Raw genomic sequence first — 20299 nt, forward strand, 5'->3', positions numbered from 1 at the left:
AAAAAATACCCCTGCTCCAATTCAAGAGCTGGGGACTACATGCAAACATGTTATAAAGTAAATGGTAAGTTTATTATATCATTGATTAGTAGAATAAGTGATTAATTTTTGACAATGTTGTGAATACGACCAAATCCTGCCGCTGCTTCCAAAGCCGATTCTGCTTTTGAAATGGCAGAAATTACTGCAACTCCATCTGCTCCAGCGGCTAACACTTCTGCTGCATTTTCAACAGTTACACCGCCTATGCCCACTAGTGGAACCGTTAAACCAGCGTTCCTTATCTCACTGATTACCTCAGGGCCCTTTACTTCCCTGATGTCTTTTTTTGTAGAAGTAAAATACATGGGACCCACTCCAATGTAATCTGCGCCACTACTAATAGCAGCTGCAGCCTCTTCTACAGTATGACAAGAAACACCGATAATCATCCCAGGTGCTAGACGATCCTTCACCACTGAAAATGGCGTATCTTCTTGCCCAATATGCACGCCATCCGCTCTAATCTCTAAAGCTAAATCAATGTTATCATTCACAATAAAAGCGATATTATGCCTCTTACAGATTTCCATAAGCTCCGATGCAAGCTTCCTTTTTTCCATCCCTACCTTGGCACCATTCCCTTTTTCACGAAACTGAAATGAAGTTATCCCTCCGCTGATCGCTTCCTTCAGCACATCCCTTGGGTCGCGACCATTGCAATCTACACTGCCCATTACAAAATAAATACGCAATCCATCCCTATTCATACCCCAACACCAGCTTTCCGGTATGCCCAATGATTGGTTGGACCATGACCATTACCAATTCCAAGCTCTACCTCAATGGCGCGATGAATAAATTGCTTTGCCGTCATTATGGCATCCTCTGCAGCACTCCCTTTCGCAAGCCCTGCTGCGATAGCTGCTGCAAACGTACACCCGGTTCCATGAGTGTGTCTTGTATCAATTCGCATACTTTTCATCTCAAAATATCTATTGCCATCATAAACAAGGTCGACTAGCTCATCCTCTTTCCCATGTCCTCCTTTGATGACAACATAGGTAGAGCCAAGTTTATGAAGCATTCGAGCCGCTTTCTTCCTCCTGTCTATGGTATCTAACGTCATTTCTGTCAGCACTTCTGCTTCAGGGATATTTGGGGTCGTGACGCTTGCAAGCGGTAAAAGGTTTTCTCTAATGGCTCTAATAGCATCCTCTTGTAGAAGTCTTGCCCCGCCTTTGGCTATCATAACGGGATCCACCACGACATTCCCCCAGCCATGTTCTGCAATTTTTCCGGCTACAGCCTCTATGATGTCACCACTGAAAAGCATTCCAGTCTTAATAGCATCCGGACGCAAGTCCTCAGCAATGGAATTTATTTGCTCTATAACCATGTCGACGGGTATTGGAAAAACGTTTTGTACTCCTAATGTGTTTTGGGCTGTAAGGGCGGTGATGGCAGACATCCCGTACACATCCAACTCCTGAAATGTTTTAATGTCTGCCTGGATGCCGGCCCCTCCGCCACTATCGGAACCAGCTATTGTTAATACTTTTGCTACCATAAGCCTCTCCCACCCCTAACCTAAATATCGGTGATACAATGTTTTTGCCCTTGCAATATCTTTTGTTCCATGAACTAGCACTCTACCGTCCTGGAAAGCTACCAAGCGATGGCCTTCTACTTGAAAAGCTATCAAATATGGATTAGCTTCCACCTTGATACCTTGAGATGACAATAGTTCTTTTACTCCCTTTAGACTCCTGCCTCCTGAAATAGTTTCCGCAGGCCTTATCTGTACAGAATCCCTTCCACATAGGACAGCGGTTTTCGTCTGGTTTTCAAAAGATAGATGGGGATATATCCTGTTTTCTCCACAGCTTAGGCACTCAGGGTCCTTTAATTTTTCTACATTCATGGAAACATACTGATTCTTCCACAAATCAAAAGAAACAAGCTTTCGATTGCAGTCTCCAAGGTTCCCGGATAATATTTTTAATGCCTCAGCAACTTGATGAGCGACAACCATCCCCACAGCAGGGGCAATGATTCCAACTGTGTCGCAAGTTGCTCCTCCTAATGGGACAGTTTTCAGCAAACACTGCAAGCAGGGAGTTTCCCCTGGAAAAATGGTAAAAGTGATACCATAGCTCCCCACACAGGCACCATATATCCACGGGATTGCATACTTTTGACTACTATCATTCATAATCATGCGAATATCAAAGTTATCGGTCGCATCAAGCAACAGGTCAAAACGATCTTTTTTCACTAGCGTATCCAACAGTTCTGTCGTCACATCCGCAACCTGAACTTCTATTTCCACTTCTGAATTGATTTGGAGCAGACGTTCTTTTGCTGCCACTGCTTTCGGTAGCTTTTCCTGTGCATCCTGCTCCGAATAAAGCTGTTGGCGTTGCAGGTTGCTCCACTCCACATAATCCCTGTCTATTATTGTGAGCTTTCCGACTCCGGCTCTAACTAGTGCCTCTGCATTACCTGTTCCCAACGCACCTGCCCCGATGAGCAACACGTGTTTGTCACCGATGTTTTTTTGGCCGTCCAATCCAATCGGTGCGAACAGAGTCTGTCGTGAATATCGGTCCATTACCCAACACTTAATCCTTCACTTGGGCTGCTGGCTGTTGCGTAACGTTTCTTTTCCATTCTCCCAGCCTCATATCCTAGACGCCCAGCTTCTATCGCAAGTTTCATGGCCGCTGCCATTTTTACAGGATCTTTTGCAGCTGATACGGCTGTGTTCAATAGCACTCCATCCGCCCCCAATTCCATAGCCTTCGCTGCATCTGCCGGGGAACCTATCCCTGCATCCACGATTACCGGCACATGGGACTGTTCAATAATAAAGCCCAAATTCAACTCGTTAATAATTCCTTGTCCAGAGCCGATTGGGGAGGCGCCAGGCATAATGGCGTGAGCACCAAGCTCTTCTAGTTTTCTAGCAAGGACGACATCATCTGAAGTATATGGTAGAACCGTAAAACCTTCTTTTAATAGTTCTTCGGTGGCTTTCAACGTCTCTACCGGATCTGGCAGTAGTGTTTTCCAACAACCGATTACTTCCACCTTGATCATGTCGCAAAGACCCGAAGCCTTCGCAAGCTTGGCAATTCTTACAGCTTCTTCGGCTGTTTTAGCACCTGCTGTGTTCGGCAACAACGTATATTTCTCCAAATCTAGCTTTTCCAAAAAGTTTGGTTGGCTTGCTTCAAAGATGTTCATTCTTCTGACAGCAAATGTCAGGATTTCTGATTCTGAAACATCCACCGCCTGCTTTTGGATATCAAAGTTTGGATACTTCCCTGTTCCTAACAACAACCTCGAATTAAATGAATATGAACCAATTTTCAACATATTAACCGCCTCCTACGAAATGTACTAATTCGAATTGATCTCCATCTTGTACGTTCTCTGCCACATGTTGTTCCTTTTGCAAAATCTCTTTATTCTTTTCCACTATTACTACCTTCTGATCCAGTTGAAAATGTTCTAACAGTTCCGATACGGTTTTCACTGAAGCTGGAATTTCGATAGCGTCACCATTAATAATCAGTTTCAATTTACTCACCCTTTGCATATTCTTTTAATCTATCTATCTTGAAGGCTTCCATATAAACAGGCATGGGGTCATTGCTGATCATTTTTGTTACAAGTTTTCCTGTGATAGGTGAAAGCAAGATCCCATTCCGGTAGTGACCGGTTGCGATTATGAGATTCTTATAATTCGGATGATGCCCGAGATAAGGGAGGCCATCCCCCGTTTGAGGTCGTATCCCTGACCAGGAACGTTCAAATGTAGCACTTTTCAAAGCCGGAAGAACATAAGCAGCCTCTTCCATTAATTGAAAAAGCCCTCCTACCGTAACATTTTCTGAAAAAGTGTCTGGTATCATCGTGGCTCCAATAACCAGTCTGTTTCCACTCTTCGGAACAACGTAACAGCTTTCAGTAAATATAGTACTTGTGAGCAATGGTCGATCTGTGAAGACAGAAAAGCACTCCCCCTTTACTGGATAAGCAGGGACATACACATCACACTCCTCAAGCAGCCTTTTACTCCAGGCACCTGCTGCTACTACTATATTTTCTCCATAAAAAATTCCGATGTTAGTTTCCACACCACTAACAGCACGTTCATCCTTGATTAGGGAGTACGCCTCTACATACTCTTTCACTTCCGCTCCAAGGTTAATAGCCGATTTCGCAAATGCTTGCGTCAGCCGTTCGGGATTGACATGACCATCCATCGGAATATCCATAGCCCCAAACAAATCATCAGAAAGTTGCCCTTCCCTTTCTGCTAGTTGTTCCGTATCAAGCCAATCTGCCCTCTCCCCTAATTTTTGTTGGAAGGCAATCATACTTCTCAGATGCCGAGCCTCCTCCTCATTTCTTGCAATCTTCAGCATCCCTTTCTGCACAAGTTCTATGTTAATACCAGAGTGCTCTTTCAATTCGCACTGAAGAGTGGGAAACATCGCCCTGCTTTCCTTGGCAATATCAAAAAGTGCTCCTTCTCCCGTCACTTCCACCTGTGCTCCAAGCATGCCGGCAGCAGCACTCGATGCCTTCCCCGCCAGCTTTTCCCTTTCCAAAAGCAATACACTTTTGCCTTCACGAGCAAGGTTATATGCAATGGAACAGCCGTTTACCCCGCCGCCGATAATAATTACCTCATAGCTTTTATTCATCCAATCTCCTCCTTTTCGGCGAGCAATGCTGTTTGAAAGGCATTCGCTGCATGAACGATATCTTCTGCATCCATGATTCCGGACATAACGGCAATTCCTTCAGCACCTGAAATCCTAAGCTCTTTAAGTTTGTCAGGGGTTATTCCACCTATAGCAATAACGGGTATCTTTAAAGATTTTGTTAGTTTTCTTAATTCCATCAGCCCTTTAGGTATCATCCCCTTCTTGGAATAGGTCGAATATATATGGCCATATAGGATAAAATCAGCGCCATCCAACTCTGCTTGTATTGCTTCTTCGTAACTATGTACAGACTTACCAATCCTTAAGTTGGGGAAATTTCTGCAAATCTCACATACTCCAAGACTGTGATAGGCCAGATTTACTCCGCCGACATTAAGCACATGGGCCACATCAACTCGGTCGTTTATAATAATTTTTTCCGGCCGGACTCCAGATCTAATCAGCTCATCAACTAGTTCAAAGACTTCCATTGCACTTCGTTGTTTTTCTCTTATATGGATGAAATCCACTGACTCATTGACTTTACACAAGATGGCAACAAGCTCTTCCTTCGCTTTTTTACCATCTGTTATTAGATGTAATTGCAAAGATCCTCACCCTTTTGTAAAACATTTTTCAAAGCAAAAAACCCACTCTTTAACGTAAAGAGTGGGTCTCATCTATGTGTGGTAAGTACAGCCAACAATGATAGAGCATTTCCACTTCCCTACGCTAGTACAAACTAGATCAGGTTCAAAGGGTCTGGAAATCACTCTTTCCATCTCAGTCACTATTGACTCCCCTAGTGTTACGAGTTATTCAATTGATGGCTTCAGTATAGCACACAATTCCTAATTTTCAAAAGAAATGCATACTATCCGTTGAACCTGACATCTTCTACCGGTAAATAAGGTAAACTTATGCCAAGATAAAGGGACAAAGCAATCATCAAGAGGATCAATAACATAAACCACAAATCCATCCGGGAGTAACCCAACTCATAAAAATAAGTACGATGTTTTTGATTATTGAAACGCTTCGCTTCCATAGCCACTGCAATCCGATGTGCTCGTCTGATGCTCTGGGAAAGTAAAGGGATGCTGTAAAAATAAACCTTTTTCAACAAACTGCCCTTTTGCTCTATTCCCCTAACAATCAGCGCCTTCCTTAAGATAAGAAATTCCTCCAAGATTAACGGTAAGAGACGAATCCCCGCCATAAAGCTATAAGCATATTTCGGGGGTAGCTTCCACTGTTGCATTAAAGAATAGAATAAAAAAACAGGCTGGGTTGTCAAGGCGAATATCAGTCCGCAAAATGCAAACGCAAGGGAACGTAAACCTAAGTGAACTCCTCTGTAGAAACTTTCCTGTGATACGTTTATTAATCCGAATTCTAACCAGGTTGTAGTACCCTTTCCAAACAGCACCATGGAGATTGCCGAAGTGAAAAATAAAAAGACAAACGGAACAAGTAAAAGAAGCTTCAGCTTATAAGTTTGCCCCGTCATTAACAGATAGACTAATAATAGTATCGTGGTTAAGTTCAGCATCACATTGATGTTATGAATGAATAGAACAACTATAAATAAAAGGACCATTGCCAGCAGCTTGAAGCTTGGATTTATTTCATGCATCCACGTTTTGTTTTTATATAGCTCCAACTGCATCCTTTTCTCCCCTGCCTCTTAGTCTCTCATTACTCCTCTTATCTATTAGAACTCCATTTTTCACTGTCCAAATCGTGTCCGAAAACTCTGCGACAATATGTTCATCATGGGTGACCATTAAGATTGCAACGCCTGCTTCTTTTAATCCTTCCAACCATTCAAGCATGGCAAACGTATTGCTGCTGTCCTGTCCGAATGTCGGTTCATCCAAAAGAAGGACACTCGGCTGGTGAATGACAGCTGCCGCTACGCTCAGCCTGCGTTTTTGGCCGAGGGAGAGTTGATAAGGATGGTGATGACGCACGTGTTCTAGTTGAAAAAGTTTCAGCATTTCCTCACACTTTTCTATGATTAAATCTTCGTTCATTTTCTTTAGCCGCAGTGTATAGGCTACTTCCTCTTCCACTGATTTAGTAACAAACTGGAATTCAGGATTTTGAAAAACGAAGGTGATTAGGTCAGAGGGAATGCTTTTCACCTTTTCTCCATTGATTTCGAGAGTACCTTTTGTCTTTAACAACTTCATGAACGATTCGAGCAAGGTGCTTTTCCCTGCCCCATTTTCTCCTATAACGGAAATCCATTCGCCCTTACGAATTTCTGCTTCATCCACATATATCTTTTTTTCCTTACCACGAAAGCCTGATAGTCCCTTCACTTTTAACACCGGTTCCATTGATATGTTAACCTTTGTAAAGTGTTTTCTTGAGTTCAAATAATTCTCCCAAGCTCCTGGGTACCAAATGCCATATTCGTACAGTAAGGTAGTGGAATTGCGAAATATATCAGCACTTGCGCCATCAGCAACAATTTTCCCATGCGAATCTAATACGATGATTCTCTCTACAAAGCCAAGTAGGTGCTCCACCTTATGCTCCACGATGATGACTGTTTTATCATTTGCCACTTTCTTAATGGTGTCCCAAACTTCTTTGGTACCTTCTGGGTCTAATAACGCCGTCGGTTCATCCAAAAACAGTACATCTGGCTCCATCGAGAGGATGGAAGCAATGGCAAGCCGTTGCTTCATCCCTCCAGAGAGTTGTTGTATTTTTGTATGGGGATGAGACAACTGTAATCCCACCGAATTCAAAGCTTCCACTATTTTGCTCTGCATCTTTTTTCTTGGTACAGCGAGATTTTCTAGTACAAACGCTAACTCTTCATCCACATACGGCATACAAAACTGTGTATCCGGGTCTTGAAAGACATAGCCCCAAGATTCTGGTAAAGTTTGTTCCTCTACAACCATCGGCACTTCCACCACATTCGGGATCAGCCCTGCCAAAACTTGAACAAGCGTAGATTTACCGCTTCCGGAGGGACCTAGAATTAATACCTTTTCTCCTTTTTTGATCTCTATGGACAGGTCATCAAATAACCGTTCTCCATCTGGATATTTCAGTCTTAAATGGTTTAATTGTATGATCGGCTCCATTTCTGCCTCCTTACTGCTTTAAGGAATCATAATCATCCTTGTTAACTGGTCTAAGAAGACTTGTTACTCCTGTTGCCTCCAGCGCTTTTACTAAAATATAAGCAAGACCTCCGGCTAAAAGCACCGCTCCGATTAATCGAAAAGAAATTAGCAATGCCACATTCCACCATACATAATCAAACAAGTATCCTCTGAAAAGGTCCAATAGTAGCGACCCGACACCTGCTGCCGCACCTGCAAGAGATGCGACAAGCAAATCAAACTTTCTATACCGGAAAGCCATGAAAACCATCTCAGCAAACAGGCCTTGTACCACACCATATAGTAAAACCATCAATCCATATTCTGAACCGACCAAAAATTCACCGGATGCCGCTGCCACTTCCGCAAGAAAAGCAACACCCGCTTTCCTGATCAAAAGATAAGCAACAGTGGCTGCAATAAACCACATCCCGTACGTTAACTCTTGAAGCTGCAACCCAAATGGCGCCAACACGTTATAAACCGGAGCCCAGATTTTATATACAATTCCAAATACCAATGCAATAATGACTGTCACCAATATGTCTGTAAGTTTTAATCCTTTATTCATATGCATACCCTTCCTATGCCTTTATTGCCGTTTCTGTAACCGGCCACTGCTCCAGGGTGTAGGCCATTTCCCAGAAAGAATATTCATACTGGCTGCTGATGATAAAATATTCAAGCATCCTAGCTTTCTCTTCTTCTGTCGCCTTGCCTGCCAACTCATCCAATCTATTGATTTGCTCCTCTACAAGCTCCCTGAACCATTCGCCACCATATGCTGCAATCCATTCCTGATAGATAGGTTCAGTTGGAGTACAATCTTTTAATCTTTCACCGATTTCATAATATAACCAGTAGCAAGGAAGCAGGGCTGCAATCACTTCTCCCAAACCGCCCGTCAACACGGCACGATACATGTGGGAAGTATAAGCGTGTGCTGTAGGAGCTGCCTGGAAAGCTGTCTTTTCCGCCTCTGTCACGCCAAGACGTTTGGAAAAGTTTTCATGTAAGGATAATTCTGCTTCGTATGTACCTTGTGCATGTGCTGCCATCCTTGCCGTTGTATGTAGGTCATATGCTTTTGCACCTGCGTAAGCTTGCACTTTTGCAAAATGGCTCAAATAATAGGCATCTTGCAATACATAATACTTGAACGACTCTAAAGATAAGTTTCCATCTGCTATCCCTTTTACAAATGGGTGATGAAAGCTTGCCTCCCAAATATGATCCGCCTTTCCTCTTACAAGCTGTGAAAATTTCATTCTCGATTCCTCCTAAAATTGTTTGTAAATGCAAAAAACCACCTTCCTCGCTTGCGCAAAGAAGGTGGTGAATTCACTAATATAGCTAAAGATAAAAAATTTAGTGTTTCGACCCCACTTCCCTACGCTGGTGTTAACCAGATCAGGTTCTAAGAGTCTTGAAGTCACACTTCAATCTCAGCCTTATAAAGGCACCCCTAGTGGTAAATTCGTATAGAGTTGTCGGAAAGCGATTTCTGATACCTATGTTAAGTTGCTTTTTCTATTTTGTCAAAGATTAATTTTACACAGAAGCGGAATTTTCCAATCTTTCCGTCGTCTCTTCCTCTTCTGTAGCATGTTTAGGCAAAGTAAACATATAGAAAAAGCCAACAAATAATAAACAGCCACCAACAAGAAGATGAAGCCCTTCCACTGTAAGGATTTTTTGAAATGTCAACGCAATAACTCCGAGAGTAATAGATTGAGATAACATCATCAAAGGAGTAATCCAGCCCTGTACCCGGCCCATCATTTTAGGATCAACAATCCTTGGTAACCATCCACCAATTCCAATGTTGACAAAAGGAAGACCTAGGCCAATTAATGCAGTAAATGCCAAATAGTAATATATGTCTGGGCTATATCCACTTGCCACGACAAATGCACCAGAAATACTTAACCCTATGAGAACCATTTGATATAGTTTCAGTTTTTTCGACAACATAGAGGCAACAATGCTTCCGACCATAACCGAGATGCCAAATACTACTCCCATTACCATCATCAGCTCCTCATAGTCTGTTGGAGCAAGTTTATATTTAAGTATATAAGCTGGCATAACGGAGAGACCACCGTTTACAATTCCGAATACAAAGAAGCCGATGATAAGGTAGACCAACAAAGGATTTTTTAATATATACAGCATTCCATCTTTAAAATCATTTGCTACAAACCTAACATTTAGTTGAGTCAGTTTGTGGCGTCCATTGGGAAGGACGACATTTTCCTCCAATTTACACGCATGGATTAGTATCGCACTGACCATATAAGTGACAAAGCATACAAATATCGCTCCCTGAAGACCAACCGTCCAGTAAATGAAGATCCCAAGGGCATTACCAAACAACATGAACAAGCTGCTTGTCATCTGATTCAAGCCAGCTGCAACCGTGTACTCATCTTTTGTCAGTATCCCTTGTATAATTGCTGCTTGCGCAGGGTGGAAGAATTTAGATACCGCACTTCTTAAAAATAGCAGTGCAAAAACTAGCGGCATCCAATCAATGTAAATCGCACCCATGAGAGCAAGAGATAACACAGCACAAATTACATCACTGTAGACAGCAATCTTTTGACGATCCATTCTATCTGCTAGTACGCCTACTAAAAAGAATACTGCAAGTGTCGGCAAGGAGTACATTAATTCCGTTAAAGCGGCATAAAATGGCTGATTGGTATACCGGTCCAACAAATAAAGCATCAAAGCAGCAATACCAACAATACTCCCCATGGTTGATGTAAAAGAAGACCAGAACAGCAAACTGTAATTTGGTTTTTTGAATATCTCCATCATATTTCTCATCTACATTCCCCCACCAATCATTATTTAAGGTTATCTTACTTTAATTAGTAATGATTGGTAACAGACTTTTGGGTCTTTTTCTCTCCGTCTGGAGATGGAGGTCGTGTAGGATTCGTATTCCGTATTTGGAAAGCGGAAAGAACACTTGTTAGGGAATCAGCACAATTTTTCCGGTACTTTTCCTGCTCTCTAACAATTCATGGGCTTTTGCTCCGTCCTCTAATGAGAACAATGTAGGCGATTCAATACGCAGCTTGTCCTCCTGTAACCATTGAAATAGTTGAGCGGCTCTTTCCATTCGTATTTCTCGAGTCTTTAACACGTTCCATAAATCCCCACCTGTCAATGTTTTCGAAGTATCCATAAGCATACGCGGATCAACATGTACTGGATCTCCTCCAGCCATTCCGTAAAAGACAACCGTCCCTCCTATTCGTGTGGCTTGGAAACTATCCATCAGTGTAGAACCTACCGATTCGTACACGACTTCTACACCTTCTCCAGCTGTTAATTCTTTTACTTTTTCTGCCCATGATGTTTTATAAAGCAATACCTCTTTTGCGCCTGCCTTTTTTGCAACGTCCGATTTCTCAGGTGTGGAAGTAAGGCCGATGGTAGTTCCACCAAGGATTGTCACTAGTTGTGTCAGCAATTGTCCTACACCACCAGCAGCAGCGTGCACAAGAACTGTATCCCCATTTTTTACTTGATAGCTGTCATGTACAAGATAATGTGCCGTAAGTCCTTGCAGCAAAAGAGAAGCTGCATGTTCATACGTCACTCCATCCGGTATTGGTATTGCTTTGTCATATGGAACAGAAACCAGTTCCGCATTGGCATGCGGTACATCCGCAAAAGCAATTCTGTCTCCTACCTTAATATCTTTTATGGAAGTACCAACTTTCACAACCAATCCTGCGCCTTCATATCCAAGAATATAAGGTGGCTCACCCACTAGATGATAATTACCTTTTCTTCTGTAAATATCAGCGAAGTTGAGGCCTATCGCCTTTGTTTGTACAAGCACATCGTGATCACCGATGGATGGTTGAGGGATTTCACTATACTGTAATACATCCGGACCACCAAATTTATTAAACGTTAAAGCTTTCATTGGGACACCTCTTTGTTTTATGTATTGGTAATTTACCTATATTACCATACTATACACAAAGGTTTAATGTTGCAAAAAAACACCCTTCTCCACACATGAGAAGGGTGTTCATTATTAATCATCGTCGTCATCATCTTCGTCTTCGTCATCATCATCTCGATCTTTCTTTTTGCTACGTTCTTTCTTCTCTCTCTTTTTCTCTTCTTTTTTGGATTCCTCTCTTTTTCTATCTTGTTCCTGTTCCTTCTTTGCTTGTTCTTGCTTCTTCTGAAGAGTTCCAGGCAAGTTAAAGGATTCCACCGGCTCCCCTTCAAGTGCTTCACTTACAACCTGTTGGAAGACTTTTGCGGAAGGACTTCCCGCTCCAGAGATGATTGGAAGAACGTTTTCAGCGGATTCTTTATCGAACCCTATCCAGAACGCCCCAACAATTTGTGGAGTGAAACCAACAAACCATTGATTAGAAGTGGCGCGGTGATTATTATCAGCGGTTTGGGTAGAACCTGTTTTTCCGGCAACTTCCCGTCCATCAATGATGGCGTTTTTCCCGCTGCCTTCTTCCACAACACCTTTAAGCATAAAATTCATCTTTTGCACAGCTTTTTCAGAGAATACACGTTCTTTTTCCTCTTTAAAAGAAGCCACTTCTTTTCCTGTTACCGTTTCAATTTTAACAATTCCGTGGGATTCAATAATTTCACCGTTATTGGCATAGACAGAATACGCTTCTGCCATGTGTTTTGGGGAAACACCATGAAATCCACCCAAAGCGATATTACCTAAAGTACGGTCTTCTTTTTCATCAACTGGTAAATATAGCTTTTTCGCTGCGTCCATCCCTTTTTGAATTCCCATATCATACAGCAGGGAAACCGCAGGAATATTATAAGAATTCAACACGGCATCATACATAGAAACCTCTCCGCGGTAATCCAAAGTATGATTTTGTGGGGTATAGTTTCCAAAATCAGTTGGTGAGTCGTTTAACATATCATACACATCATATCCCTCTTCAAGGGCCGGTGTATAAACAAGTAAAGGCTTGGCTGTTGATCCAGGTGGTTTCTTAAGCTTGGATGCCCGGTTAAAATCACGGAATTGATAATCCCGGCCACCGATCATTCCTAGAATTCCGCCTGTTTTAGGGTCAAGCAGAACGCCACTGCTTTGCGCCACTTCTCCTGACATACCGGTAGGAAAGTTTGCTGGATCTGCATACACTTTTTCCAGTGCTTCCTGCACCTTGGGTTCAAGTGTAGTATAGATGCGATATCCTCCAGCAAGCAGTTCACTCTCACTGATGCCATACATTCTTTCGGCCTCATCAATAATGTAATCCGTAAAACTTGGGTATTTCCCTTTATGTGGATCTACATGTCTTGTTTCTAGCTTTAATTCCTCTTCTTTTGCCGCTTCCACTTCTTCTGCTGTGATGAATCCTTGTTGATGCATGAGTGACAGCACCAAGTTTCTTCGTTGAATGGAGCGTTCCTCATTATTTAATGGCGAAAGCGCAGAAGGAGCTTTAATTAATCCGGCTAACGTTGCAGATTCTGCTAGTGTCAGATCTTTCGGGTCTTTTGCAAAATAGACCGCTGCAGCACGCTTAATTCCCCATGCTCCTTCACCAAAGTAAATTTGGTTAAGATATAAACTGATGATTTGGTCCTTCGAATAAGATTTTTCCACCTTTTTAGCTAAGAAGAACTCGTCCGCTTTTCGTTTTAAGGTCTTATCATGTGATAAAAAGACGTTTTTTGCCAGTTGTTGCGTAATCGTACTACCGCCCTGCACGTAGCCTCCAGCTTTCACATTTGTGGTAAGTGCACGCAAAGTACCTACAAAATCAAACCCATCATGCTCATAAAACCGCTGATCCTCAACCGCTACAACCGCTTGTTTCATCACTTCCGGAATTTCATCTGAAGGGACACCTTCAATTTGATTGGATGTAATCCTGCTTGCCACTTCCCCGTGCCTGTCATATAGCACCGATGATTGTGGAAGTGGGTCTGTCAGGGCACTGACATCCCTTGTATTAATATATAATTGCATGCCAAGCAATATGATGAGAGCCAGTAACCCAGCAATAAGAAATACCGCCCTCAAGCTCATTTTTCGTTTATACTTTCTTGCTCTTTCAGCCATAAGAACCCCCTATATGCAACAAAACTAATTATAGTTATTCGGATGCCGCCCTCTCTTTTTTAGGGTGATATGCATATTAAAGATTGGACAACATTAGAATACGTATGAGCCCTTCGTCATTGTAGATCATACCATTCCTCCTACTTAAACACTATTACATACCCTTTTTCAACAAAAGTGAACCTCTATTCTCATATTCAAAATTTTCCGGCTAAAGATAGAGACTTGACGTTGATTCCTCCACCCCACTATAATGGGAAAAATACTCAAATTGAACTACTCGTATAATCTTGGAGATATGGTCCATAAGTTTCTACCAAACTACCGTAAAGAGTTTGACTACGAGAATCCCCCTTCTTAATTGTAACTGCTTAAATAGTGAAAAGAAGATTGAGGGGTATTCTCCATGGTCAAACTCCAAGTTATAACTTGGAGTTTTATCTATTTTGGAGGGAATAAAATGACACTAAACATAGAATCTATGATAAAGGCAGCAGCAAAAAAGACAAAAGCAGATCTTGTTATTAAAAATGGCAGAATAATAGATGTTTTTAATTTAGAGATTATTGAAGAAGACATTGCCATAAAAGATGACATGATTATCGGGTTAGGTAAATTTGAGGGGAACGAAGAGGTAGATGCTAAAGGCGCATTTATTTGCCCCGGCCTTATTGATGGTCATGTTCATATGGAATCATCCATGATACATCCCCACCATTTCACCAAGACCCTTTTAGAACATGGAGTCACAACCATCGTGACAGACCCTCACGAAATTGCAAATGTAAGTGGAACAGCCGGAATTCAGTTCATGTTAGATGCTACAGAGAAAGCCCCAGTTGATGTATTCTTCATGCTGCCTTCTTGTGTTCCCGCTACATCCTTAGAGCATAATGGAGCCACCATTCAAGCAGAAGACCTTGCTCCATTTTATGAAAATGACAGAGTCATTGGTTTGGCCGAAGTGATGGATTTCCCTGCAGTCCGTGACGGTAACCCAGCCATGATAGCAAAATTGACACAAGCATCTAAGCATAATAAAAAAATCGATGGACATGGCGCAGGTCTTGCTCCTGAAGACATAAATATTTACGCATCCGCCAACATAAAAACTGATCATGAATGCGTTACGGCACAAGAAGCAAAGGAAAGACTTAAGCGTGGAATGTATGTCATGATGCGGGAAGGAACTGTCGCGAAAGACGTTAGAGCCTTGATTCCTCTCGTAAACGAACGAAATGCAAGAAGATTTCTATTCTGTACGGACGATAAACACCTTGATGATTTAGTAAACGAAGGGAGCATTGACTATAACGTCCGCCTCTCCATACAGGAAGGACTTGACCCTCTGCTAGCTATTCAAATCGCGACTCTGAATGCGGCAGAATGTTTTTCATTAACGGATAGAGGCGCGGTGGCACCAGGATATCGTGCAGATCTATTATTCATTGAAGACCTCGAAAACTTCACTATTAAAGATGTCTATAAGAATGGCATAAGAGCAAAAGCGAAAGGCCAACTATTACCTATTCCTGTTCCAGATCTTTTGCAGAACTCTGTAAATATGAAATCTATTATTAAAGATGATCTAAAAATAAGTGTGAGAAGCGATCAACCATGCAACATTATTGAAATCATTCCCAATAGCCTTGTTACCAAGCACATAACAGAATCTGTAACAGCCCATAACAAGGAATTTGTTTCCAGCATTGATAAGGATCAATTAAAACTTGCAGTAATTGAAAGACATAATTGTCTCGGCCATGTTGGTCTTGGAATCGTTAAAGGGTTTCAGATAAAGAATGGGGCAATAGCATCCACCGTAGCACATGACTCTCATAATATTGTTACAGTTGGCACCAGTGATGAAGATATGTTAGTTGCAGTCAAGGAAATAGAACAGATTAGTGGAGGATTAGTGGTGGTTTGTAATGAAAAGGTAGTAGCCTCATTGCCCTTAGAAATTTCGGGCTTGATGGCGAATATGACTACAGAAAAAACTCTTTCTTCTTTAAAAGAGCTTCACGATGCCCTTCACCTTATCGGCAGTCAAAAAAGCTTTAACCCTTTTGTTGCACTCTCTTTTTTAAGTCTTCCAGTTATCCCAGAATTGAAGTTAACTGACACAGGGCTTTTTAATGTAAGAAAGTTTGAGCATATTCCTATTCAAGCTAAGTAGAGCAAGTATGTCATGATTCCCATCACTTCTTCCTAGTTTTAAAAGTTGTTGCTGAGGGTACTTAATTTACAACAATAAGCTTACTTAAAATAATTAAAAAGGAGACGATGGAGAATGGAAACTTTCAATAATATTTTAATTGCCTACGACGGTTCCAAGAGCAGTTTGAAAGCAGTACAAATGGGGATAGATATGAAAAAAAAGCTACACTCACACCTTACCATTTTACATGTGTTAGAAGAAACATCTGTAAATGTCCCTATACCTGCTACACGACCTGACACACTTCCTGCTGGTGGAATGGGCAATGTGGATGGATTGAATATTTATACAAATAATGTAAAAGAAACGGTGCCAAGTCAGCAACGTGTTGCTATTGCTGATGAAGATTACATTTCTCAATCTCTTAGCGAAGTGCATTCCTTACTTGCTCAAGAAAGAGTAGAAGCACCCGTTGAAGTAATGCAAGGAGATCCTGCGAAAACCATTTGCAACTATGCCGACACAAATAACAATGACCTAATCATTATAGGAAGCAGAGGGCTTGGAGGATTAAAGAAATTAATACTAGGAAGTGTAAGTGATAAAGTCACCAATACGGCTAATTGTCCAGTACTAATTGCAAAATAACAAAAATGTATATATTGCTTTCTATCTATCAGGTTCCGCTTTGGAACCTGATGTTTTTTTGGGAAATTTAAAATTCACCAACCTCTGGGCGCCTGCATACCGTATAGAGAATTTATTAGAAGGGAGCAATCCTATGTATCCTTATCGTCAACTTAGTTTTCCACCATTCGGACCGCCTCCCGGTGGAGGGCAAGGACCTGGTTTTGGGCCGCCTTCTGGTGGACCACCAGGATTTGGACCACCAAGTGGAGGCCCTGGTTTCGGGCCGCCTGGAGGAGGATCTGGTGGAGGTCCTGGAAGTGGCCCGCCACCAGGACCTCCACCATCCACGCCTCCACCTCAAACTGCTAGTTTAGGCGCACCAGGTGGACCAACAGCATTGGCAGTGGACCCTGGCGCATTTTATGGGTGTTTATACCGCTATACATGGGTTCGGTTAAATAATGGAGAGCAATTCTGGTTCTACCCTACCTTTATTGGAAGAAGGTCGGTAGCTGGCTACCGCTGGTTCTTCTTTACATGGATGTACTATGGAATAGACTCAAATCGAATTCGTTCTTTCCAATGCGTGTGATGTAACTAAATAGATAGACTTCTAAAAATAGCAACACACCACAGTCAACTGCGGTGTGTTTTTGTTATTGTGATTCTCTTGTTGATAGTCGATGTGTATTGCTATTAGCTCCTTGTCGAGAGGCTGCTAAACGTTCTGTTTTCCCAATGGCTCTATGCTCTGTCTGGGATTTAAATAGAGCCTGCCTCTTCTCCAACTTGGCCTTCAACCTCTTATTCACATCAATTCCTCCCTCATCTCTTACCTAATAAATACCCACTTTGTCCAATATAAAACTCATTGATTTTTTAAGTCAGTTATTATATACTGTGTTTTACAGTCAACCTAACGAACGGTAGGTAGTTGCGAGTCAGGAGGGAAAGAATAATGTCTAGTTCCACAGCCGAGCGCATAAAGCAGCACGCACTCCAGCTTTTTGCTCAAAAAGGATATTTTGGTACATCTTTAAATGAGGTAGCATCTCTAGTCGGTATAAAAAAGCCATCTCTGTATGCTCATTTCAAAAATAAAGATGATCTGTATATAACAATTCTGCAAGACCTAATGGACAATTTTATTGAACGGGTCAAAATTGATGCTGCCGAGTTGGAATCGAGTTCGACAAGAGCATTGTTGTATCGCTTTCTAACTAATATGGTAGATTTCTGGAAGGATGACACGTTGGGTTTATTGTATAAGCGAACTCTTCTTTTTCCAGAAGAGAAATTTCGTTCATCCATCCATGAACAATTTCTCCAAACAGAAATCTATACAACTGAAATTTTGTCCAAAATCTTTTCAAAAGGACAACACAATGGTGAAGTGCCTCCACAACCATTGGACCCTCTAATTGACGCATATTATTGCTTAATTGATGGATTGTTTCTTCAACGGTTCTTATATTCAAGTTCTGAATTCGACAAGAAAGTCGAGCATGCTTTTGAACATTTTTGGAAAGCAACCGAGATAGGAGGAAGGTAGCCATGCAATGGATATTTATTTTTATCGCAGGTATACTCGAAATAATTTGGGTATTAGGACTAAGATATTCCGATGGGTTCACAGTTCTAATACCAAGTATCATAACCCTAATTACACTAGCAATAAGTTTTTACTTGTTTTCTAAGTCCTTAAAATTTTTGCCAATAGGAACTGCATATGCCATATTCACAGGACTTGGTGCAGCTGGTACTGCTATTGTAGGAATTTTATATTTTGGAGAGTCAGCAAGCCCCTCCAAACTTTTCTTTCTAAGCCTTATGTTACTTGGTATTATCGGATTAAAAATGACTACTTCTGATGATGTAGCGGAAAAAGAAGTTGTAGAGGAGGGGAAATAAAATGGCATGGATTTTTCTTACTATTGCCGGCATATGTGAAATCGGAGCAGTTGCATCACTAAAATTAGCAGAAGGATTCAAAAGATTTATTCCTTCTATTAGTTTTGTTGTAATTGGAATGTCTAGCTTCTACTTTCTTTCCCTTGCCTTGAAAGAAATACCGATGGGTACTGCTTATGCTGTCTGGACAGGGATAGGTTCGGCAGGTAGTGTAATTCTTGGAATGATTTTCTTTCATGAATCAAAAGATAGGATTCGTATTTTTTTGCTTTCATTAATCATAATCGGTGTTATTGGTCTCAAGTTAGCATAATAAAAAAAGCCATTCCAAATTTTCGCTCCGGAATGGCTTTTGATTTATATTTTTTGTTCTTTTGGTATCTTTACTTCTCCATCTTCAGATCTTGCCACAATATAAGCACAAGCGGCATCTCCAGTAATATTGACAGCTGTTCTAGTCATATCTAGTAAACGGTCTATCCCTAATATTAAGGCAATTCCTTCAACTGGAAGGCCGACCTGTCCTAATACCATGGCAAGCAGGATAAACCCTACCCCTGGAACACCAGCTGTACCGATACTTGCCACAACGGCTAAACCAACGACAGTCAAAAGTTGTGTCAACGTTAAATCAATGCCGTATACTTGAGCAATAAACACGGTGGCAACACCTTGCATAATTGCGGTGCCGTCCATATTGATGGTCGCTCCCAAAGGTTGAACGAAACTACTGATCCTCTTTGGCACACCAAGATTTTCTTGTGCGACATCCATGGACATCGGTAATGTTGCATTACTACTTGATGTACTAAAAGCGACACTCATAGCTGGAGAAAAACGTTTAAAGAATATAATGGGATTGATTTTCCCTAGGAAAAATAAAGCAAGTCCATAGGTGACAAAGAAATGTATAAATAAAGCTAAAATGACAACTAAAAAGTATGCTCCCATTGCTTTAATAGCATCTAACCCAAGTCCGCCAACTGCTGAGGCGATTAAACCGAATGCACCATAAGGAGCTGTTTTAATTACGATATTTACTAGCAGCATTACGATGTCATTCGCTTGTTCAAGCAGAGTTTTTACTTTACCTGCTTTTTCACCTAAAGCATTAATGGCAAATCCAAGTAAGACGGAAAATGAAATGATCTGCAGCATTTCCCCTTCAGCCATTGCTTTAATTGGATTAGTTGGAATTATGTTTAATAATGTTTCCATAACAGGAGGAGCTTTTTCAGGTGTATCCTCTTTAGCCAATTCATCCACTAACATACTTTCAAAGTCACCTGCAAGTCCCGGTTGAATAACGGAAGCAAGTGTAAGTCCGATAGTGATGGCAATACATGTTGTGATAAGGAAAAAAAGAATGGTTTTCAGACCGATACTTCCGAGCTTTTTCGTATCCCCAAGTCCTACAACTCCGAGTGTAATGGAGATAAGTACGATTGGAACAACCAGCATCGTAATGAGGTTTAAAAAGATCTTCCCTAATGGTTGGAATAAATATGTATCTAATGGATCAAATAAAGACGGTGCATAAACATTTAATGCAAGACCAACCAGAATACCTAAAATAAGACCAATAATGATTTTCTTAGTCAATGTCATTTTCACATCGAAATCCTCCCTTTTGTTATACTAATAAAATTTCTCTTTTCAAAACAGTGAAGACTTC

At 41.4% G+C, this 20299-nt stretch carries 22 protein-coding genes and 3 riboswitches; of the genes, 6 read left to right on the forward strand and 16 right to left on the reverse strand.

The features are described 5' to 3' along the window. Positions 1-101: 101 nt before the first annotated feature. From thiE to AAV98_RS09660, 14 genes are all read right to left on the reverse strand, one after another. Complete coding sequence (thiE, locus tag AAV98_RS09595) at positions 102-749, reverse strand: thiamine phosphate synthase (protein ID WP_060665326.1); 648 nt, start codon at positions 747-749, stop codon at positions 102-104. Beyond that, on the reverse strand, positions 746-1549 hold the full coding sequence (gene thiD, locus AAV98_RS09600) for a bifunctional hydroxymethylpyrimidine kinase/phosphomethylpyrimidine kinase (RefSeq protein WP_060665327.1): 804 nt from the start codon (positions 1547-1549) through the stop codon (positions 746-748). Before thiD ends, thiE begins: the two co-directional genes overlap by 4 nt. Before the next feature lie 15 nt (positions 1550-1564). After that, positions 1565-2593, reverse strand: coding sequence for a thiazole biosynthesis adenylyltransferase ThiF (locus AAV98_RS09605; protein WP_060665328.1), 1029 nt, complete (start codon positions 2591-2593; stop codon positions 1565-1567). After that, positions 2593-3360, reverse strand: a complete 768-nt coding sequence (locus tag AAV98_RS09610; RefSeq protein ID WP_060665329.1) for a thiazole synthase — start codon at positions 3358-3360, stop codon at positions 2593-2595. The genes AAV98_RS09605 and AAV98_RS09610 overlap by 1 nt, the downstream gene beginning before the upstream one ends. A 1-nt stretch (position 3361) precedes the next feature. After that, positions 3362-3565 carry a sulfur carrier protein ThiS gene (thiS, locus tag AAV98_RS09615; protein ID WP_060665330.1) on the reverse strand — a complete coding sequence of 68 codons (204 nt, stop codon included), beginning with the start codon at positions 3563-3565 and terminating at the stop codon, positions 3362-3364. Between the two features lies 1 nt (position 3566). Continuing rightward, positions 3567-4697, reverse strand: coding sequence for a glycine oxidase ThiO (gene thiO / locus AAV98_RS09620; RefSeq protein WP_060665331.1), 1131 nt, complete (start codon positions 4695-4697; stop codon positions 3567-3569). Continuing rightward, entirely contained in the window at positions 4694-5308 is a 615-nt protein-coding gene (tenI, locus tag AAV98_RS09625) for a thiazole tautomerase TenI (RefSeq protein WP_060665332.1), read from the reverse strand. Before tenI ends, thiO begins: the two co-directional genes overlap by 4 nt. A 99-nt stretch (positions 5309-5407) precedes the next feature. Beyond that, positions 5408-5514, reverse strand: a riboswitch (TPP riboswitch). A 60-nt stretch (positions 5515-5574) separates the two neighbouring features. Then, positions 5575-6369 (reverse strand): energy-coupling factor transporter transmembrane component T family protein, encoded by a 795-nt coding sequence (locus AAV98_RS09630; RefSeq protein WP_060665333.1) that lies wholly within the window; start codon positions 6367-6369, stop codon positions 5575-5577. Beyond that, positions 6350-7807, reverse strand: a complete 1458-nt coding sequence (locus tag AAV98_RS09635; RefSeq protein WP_060665334.1) for an ABC transporter ATP-binding protein — start codon at positions 7805-7807, stop codon at positions 6350-6352. The genes AAV98_RS09630 and AAV98_RS09635 overlap by 20 nt, the downstream gene beginning before the upstream one ends. Positions 7808-7817: 10 nt before the next feature. Continuing rightward, positions 7818-8399: an ECF transporter S component gene (locus AAV98_RS09640; RefSeq protein ID WP_442853680.1), complete on the reverse strand. Its 582-nt coding sequence runs from the start codon at positions 8397-8399 to the stop codon at positions 7818-7820. 13 nt (positions 8400-8412) lie between these two features. After that, the gene (gene tenA / locus AAV98_RS09645) at positions 8413-9096 is read right to left on the reverse strand and encodes a thiaminase II (protein ID WP_060665336.1); all 684 of its coding nucleotides are present in this window, start codon (positions 9094-9096) and stop codon (positions 8413-8415) included. Positions 9097-9198: 102 nt separating this feature from the next. Next, positions 9199-9305, reverse strand: a riboswitch (TPP riboswitch). Positions 9306-9379: 74 nt separating this feature from the next. Further along, positions 9380-10660 carry an MFS transporter gene (locus AAV98_RS09650; protein WP_060665337.1) on the reverse strand — a complete coding sequence of 427 codons (1281 nt, stop codon included), beginning with the start codon at positions 10658-10660 and terminating at the stop codon, positions 9380-9382. Between the two features lie 148 nt (positions 10661-10808). After that, entirely contained in the window at positions 10809-11774 is a 966-nt protein-coding gene (locus tag AAV98_RS09655; protein ID WP_060665338.1) for a quinone oxidoreductase family protein, read from the reverse strand. 114 nt (positions 11775-11888) lie between these two features. After that, the gene (locus AAV98_RS09660) at positions 11889-13922 is read right to left on the reverse strand and encodes a transglycosylase domain-containing protein (protein WP_060665339.1); all 2034 of its coding nucleotides are present in this window, start codon (positions 13920-13922) and stop codon (positions 11889-11891) included. 260 nt (positions 13923-14182) lie between these two features. Beyond that, positions 14183-14284: riboswitch (purine riboswitch) on the forward strand. 44 nt (positions 14285-14328) lie between these two features. On the opposite strand from AAV98_RS09660, the gene ade reads away from it, so the two are divergent. The 3 genes from ade (at position 14329) to AAV98_RS09675 (ending at position 17305) form a co-directional block, all read left to right on the forward strand. Beyond that, positions 14329-16101 carry an adenine deaminase gene (gene ade / locus AAV98_RS09665; protein ID WP_082380852.1) on the forward strand — a complete coding sequence of 591 codons (1773 nt, stop codon included), beginning with the start codon at positions 14329-14331 and terminating at the stop codon, positions 16099-16101. Between the two features lie 114 nt (positions 16102-16215). After that, positions 16216-16731: a universal stress protein gene (locus AAV98_RS09670; protein WP_060665340.1), complete on the forward strand. Its 516-nt coding sequence runs from the start codon at positions 16216-16218 to the stop codon at positions 16729-16731. Between the two features lie 133 nt (positions 16732-16864). Continuing rightward, positions 16865-17305 carry a hypothetical protein gene (locus tag AAV98_RS09675; protein ID WP_060665341.1) on the forward strand — a complete coding sequence of 147 codons (441 nt, stop codon included), beginning with the start codon at positions 16865-16867 and terminating at the stop codon, positions 17303-17305. A 64-nt stretch (positions 17306-17369) separates the two neighbouring features. On the opposite strand, the gene AAV98_RS20265 is transcribed toward AAV98_RS09675, so the two are convergent. Then, entirely contained in the window at positions 17370-17525 is a 156-nt protein-coding gene (locus AAV98_RS20265; RefSeq protein WP_156317720.1) for a hypothetical protein, read from the reverse strand. A gap of 146 nt (positions 17526-17671) precedes the next feature. Here AAV98_RS20265 and AAV98_RS09680 point away from each other — a divergent pair, with 146 nt between their 5' ends. The 3 genes from AAV98_RS09680 to AAV98_RS09690 are packed head-to-tail and all read left to right on the forward strand — an operon-like array spanning position 17672 to position 18937. After that, entirely contained in the window at positions 17672-18265 is a 594-nt protein-coding gene (locus AAV98_RS09680; RefSeq protein WP_060665342.1) for a TetR/AcrR family transcriptional regulator, read from the forward strand. Positions 18266-18267: 2 nt separating this feature from the next. Then, the gene (locus AAV98_RS09685) at positions 18268-18624 is read left to right on the forward strand and encodes a DMT family transporter (protein WP_060665343.1); all 357 of its coding nucleotides are present in this window, start codon (positions 18268-18270) and stop codon (positions 18622-18624) included. 1 nt (position 18625) lies between these two features. After that, positions 18626-18937 (forward strand): DMT family transporter, encoded by a 312-nt coding sequence (locus tag AAV98_RS09690; protein WP_060665344.1) that lies wholly within the window; start codon positions 18626-18628, stop codon positions 18935-18937. A 44-nt stretch (positions 18938-18981) separates the two neighbouring features. Here AAV98_RS09690 and AAV98_RS09695 read toward each other — a convergent pair whose 3' ends face one another. Further along, on the reverse strand, positions 18982-20232 hold the full coding sequence (locus AAV98_RS09695) for a dicarboxylate/amino acid:cation symporter (RefSeq protein WP_060665397.1): 1251 nt from the start codon (positions 20230-20232) through the stop codon (positions 18982-18984). Between the last annotated feature and the right edge of the window lie 67 nt (positions 20233-20299).

Source organism: Bacillus sp. CHD6a (assembly GCF_001293645.1).
In the GTDB taxonomy this organism is placed as follows: Bacteria; Bacillota; Bacilli; order Bacillales; family Bacillaceae_I; genus Sutcliffiella_A.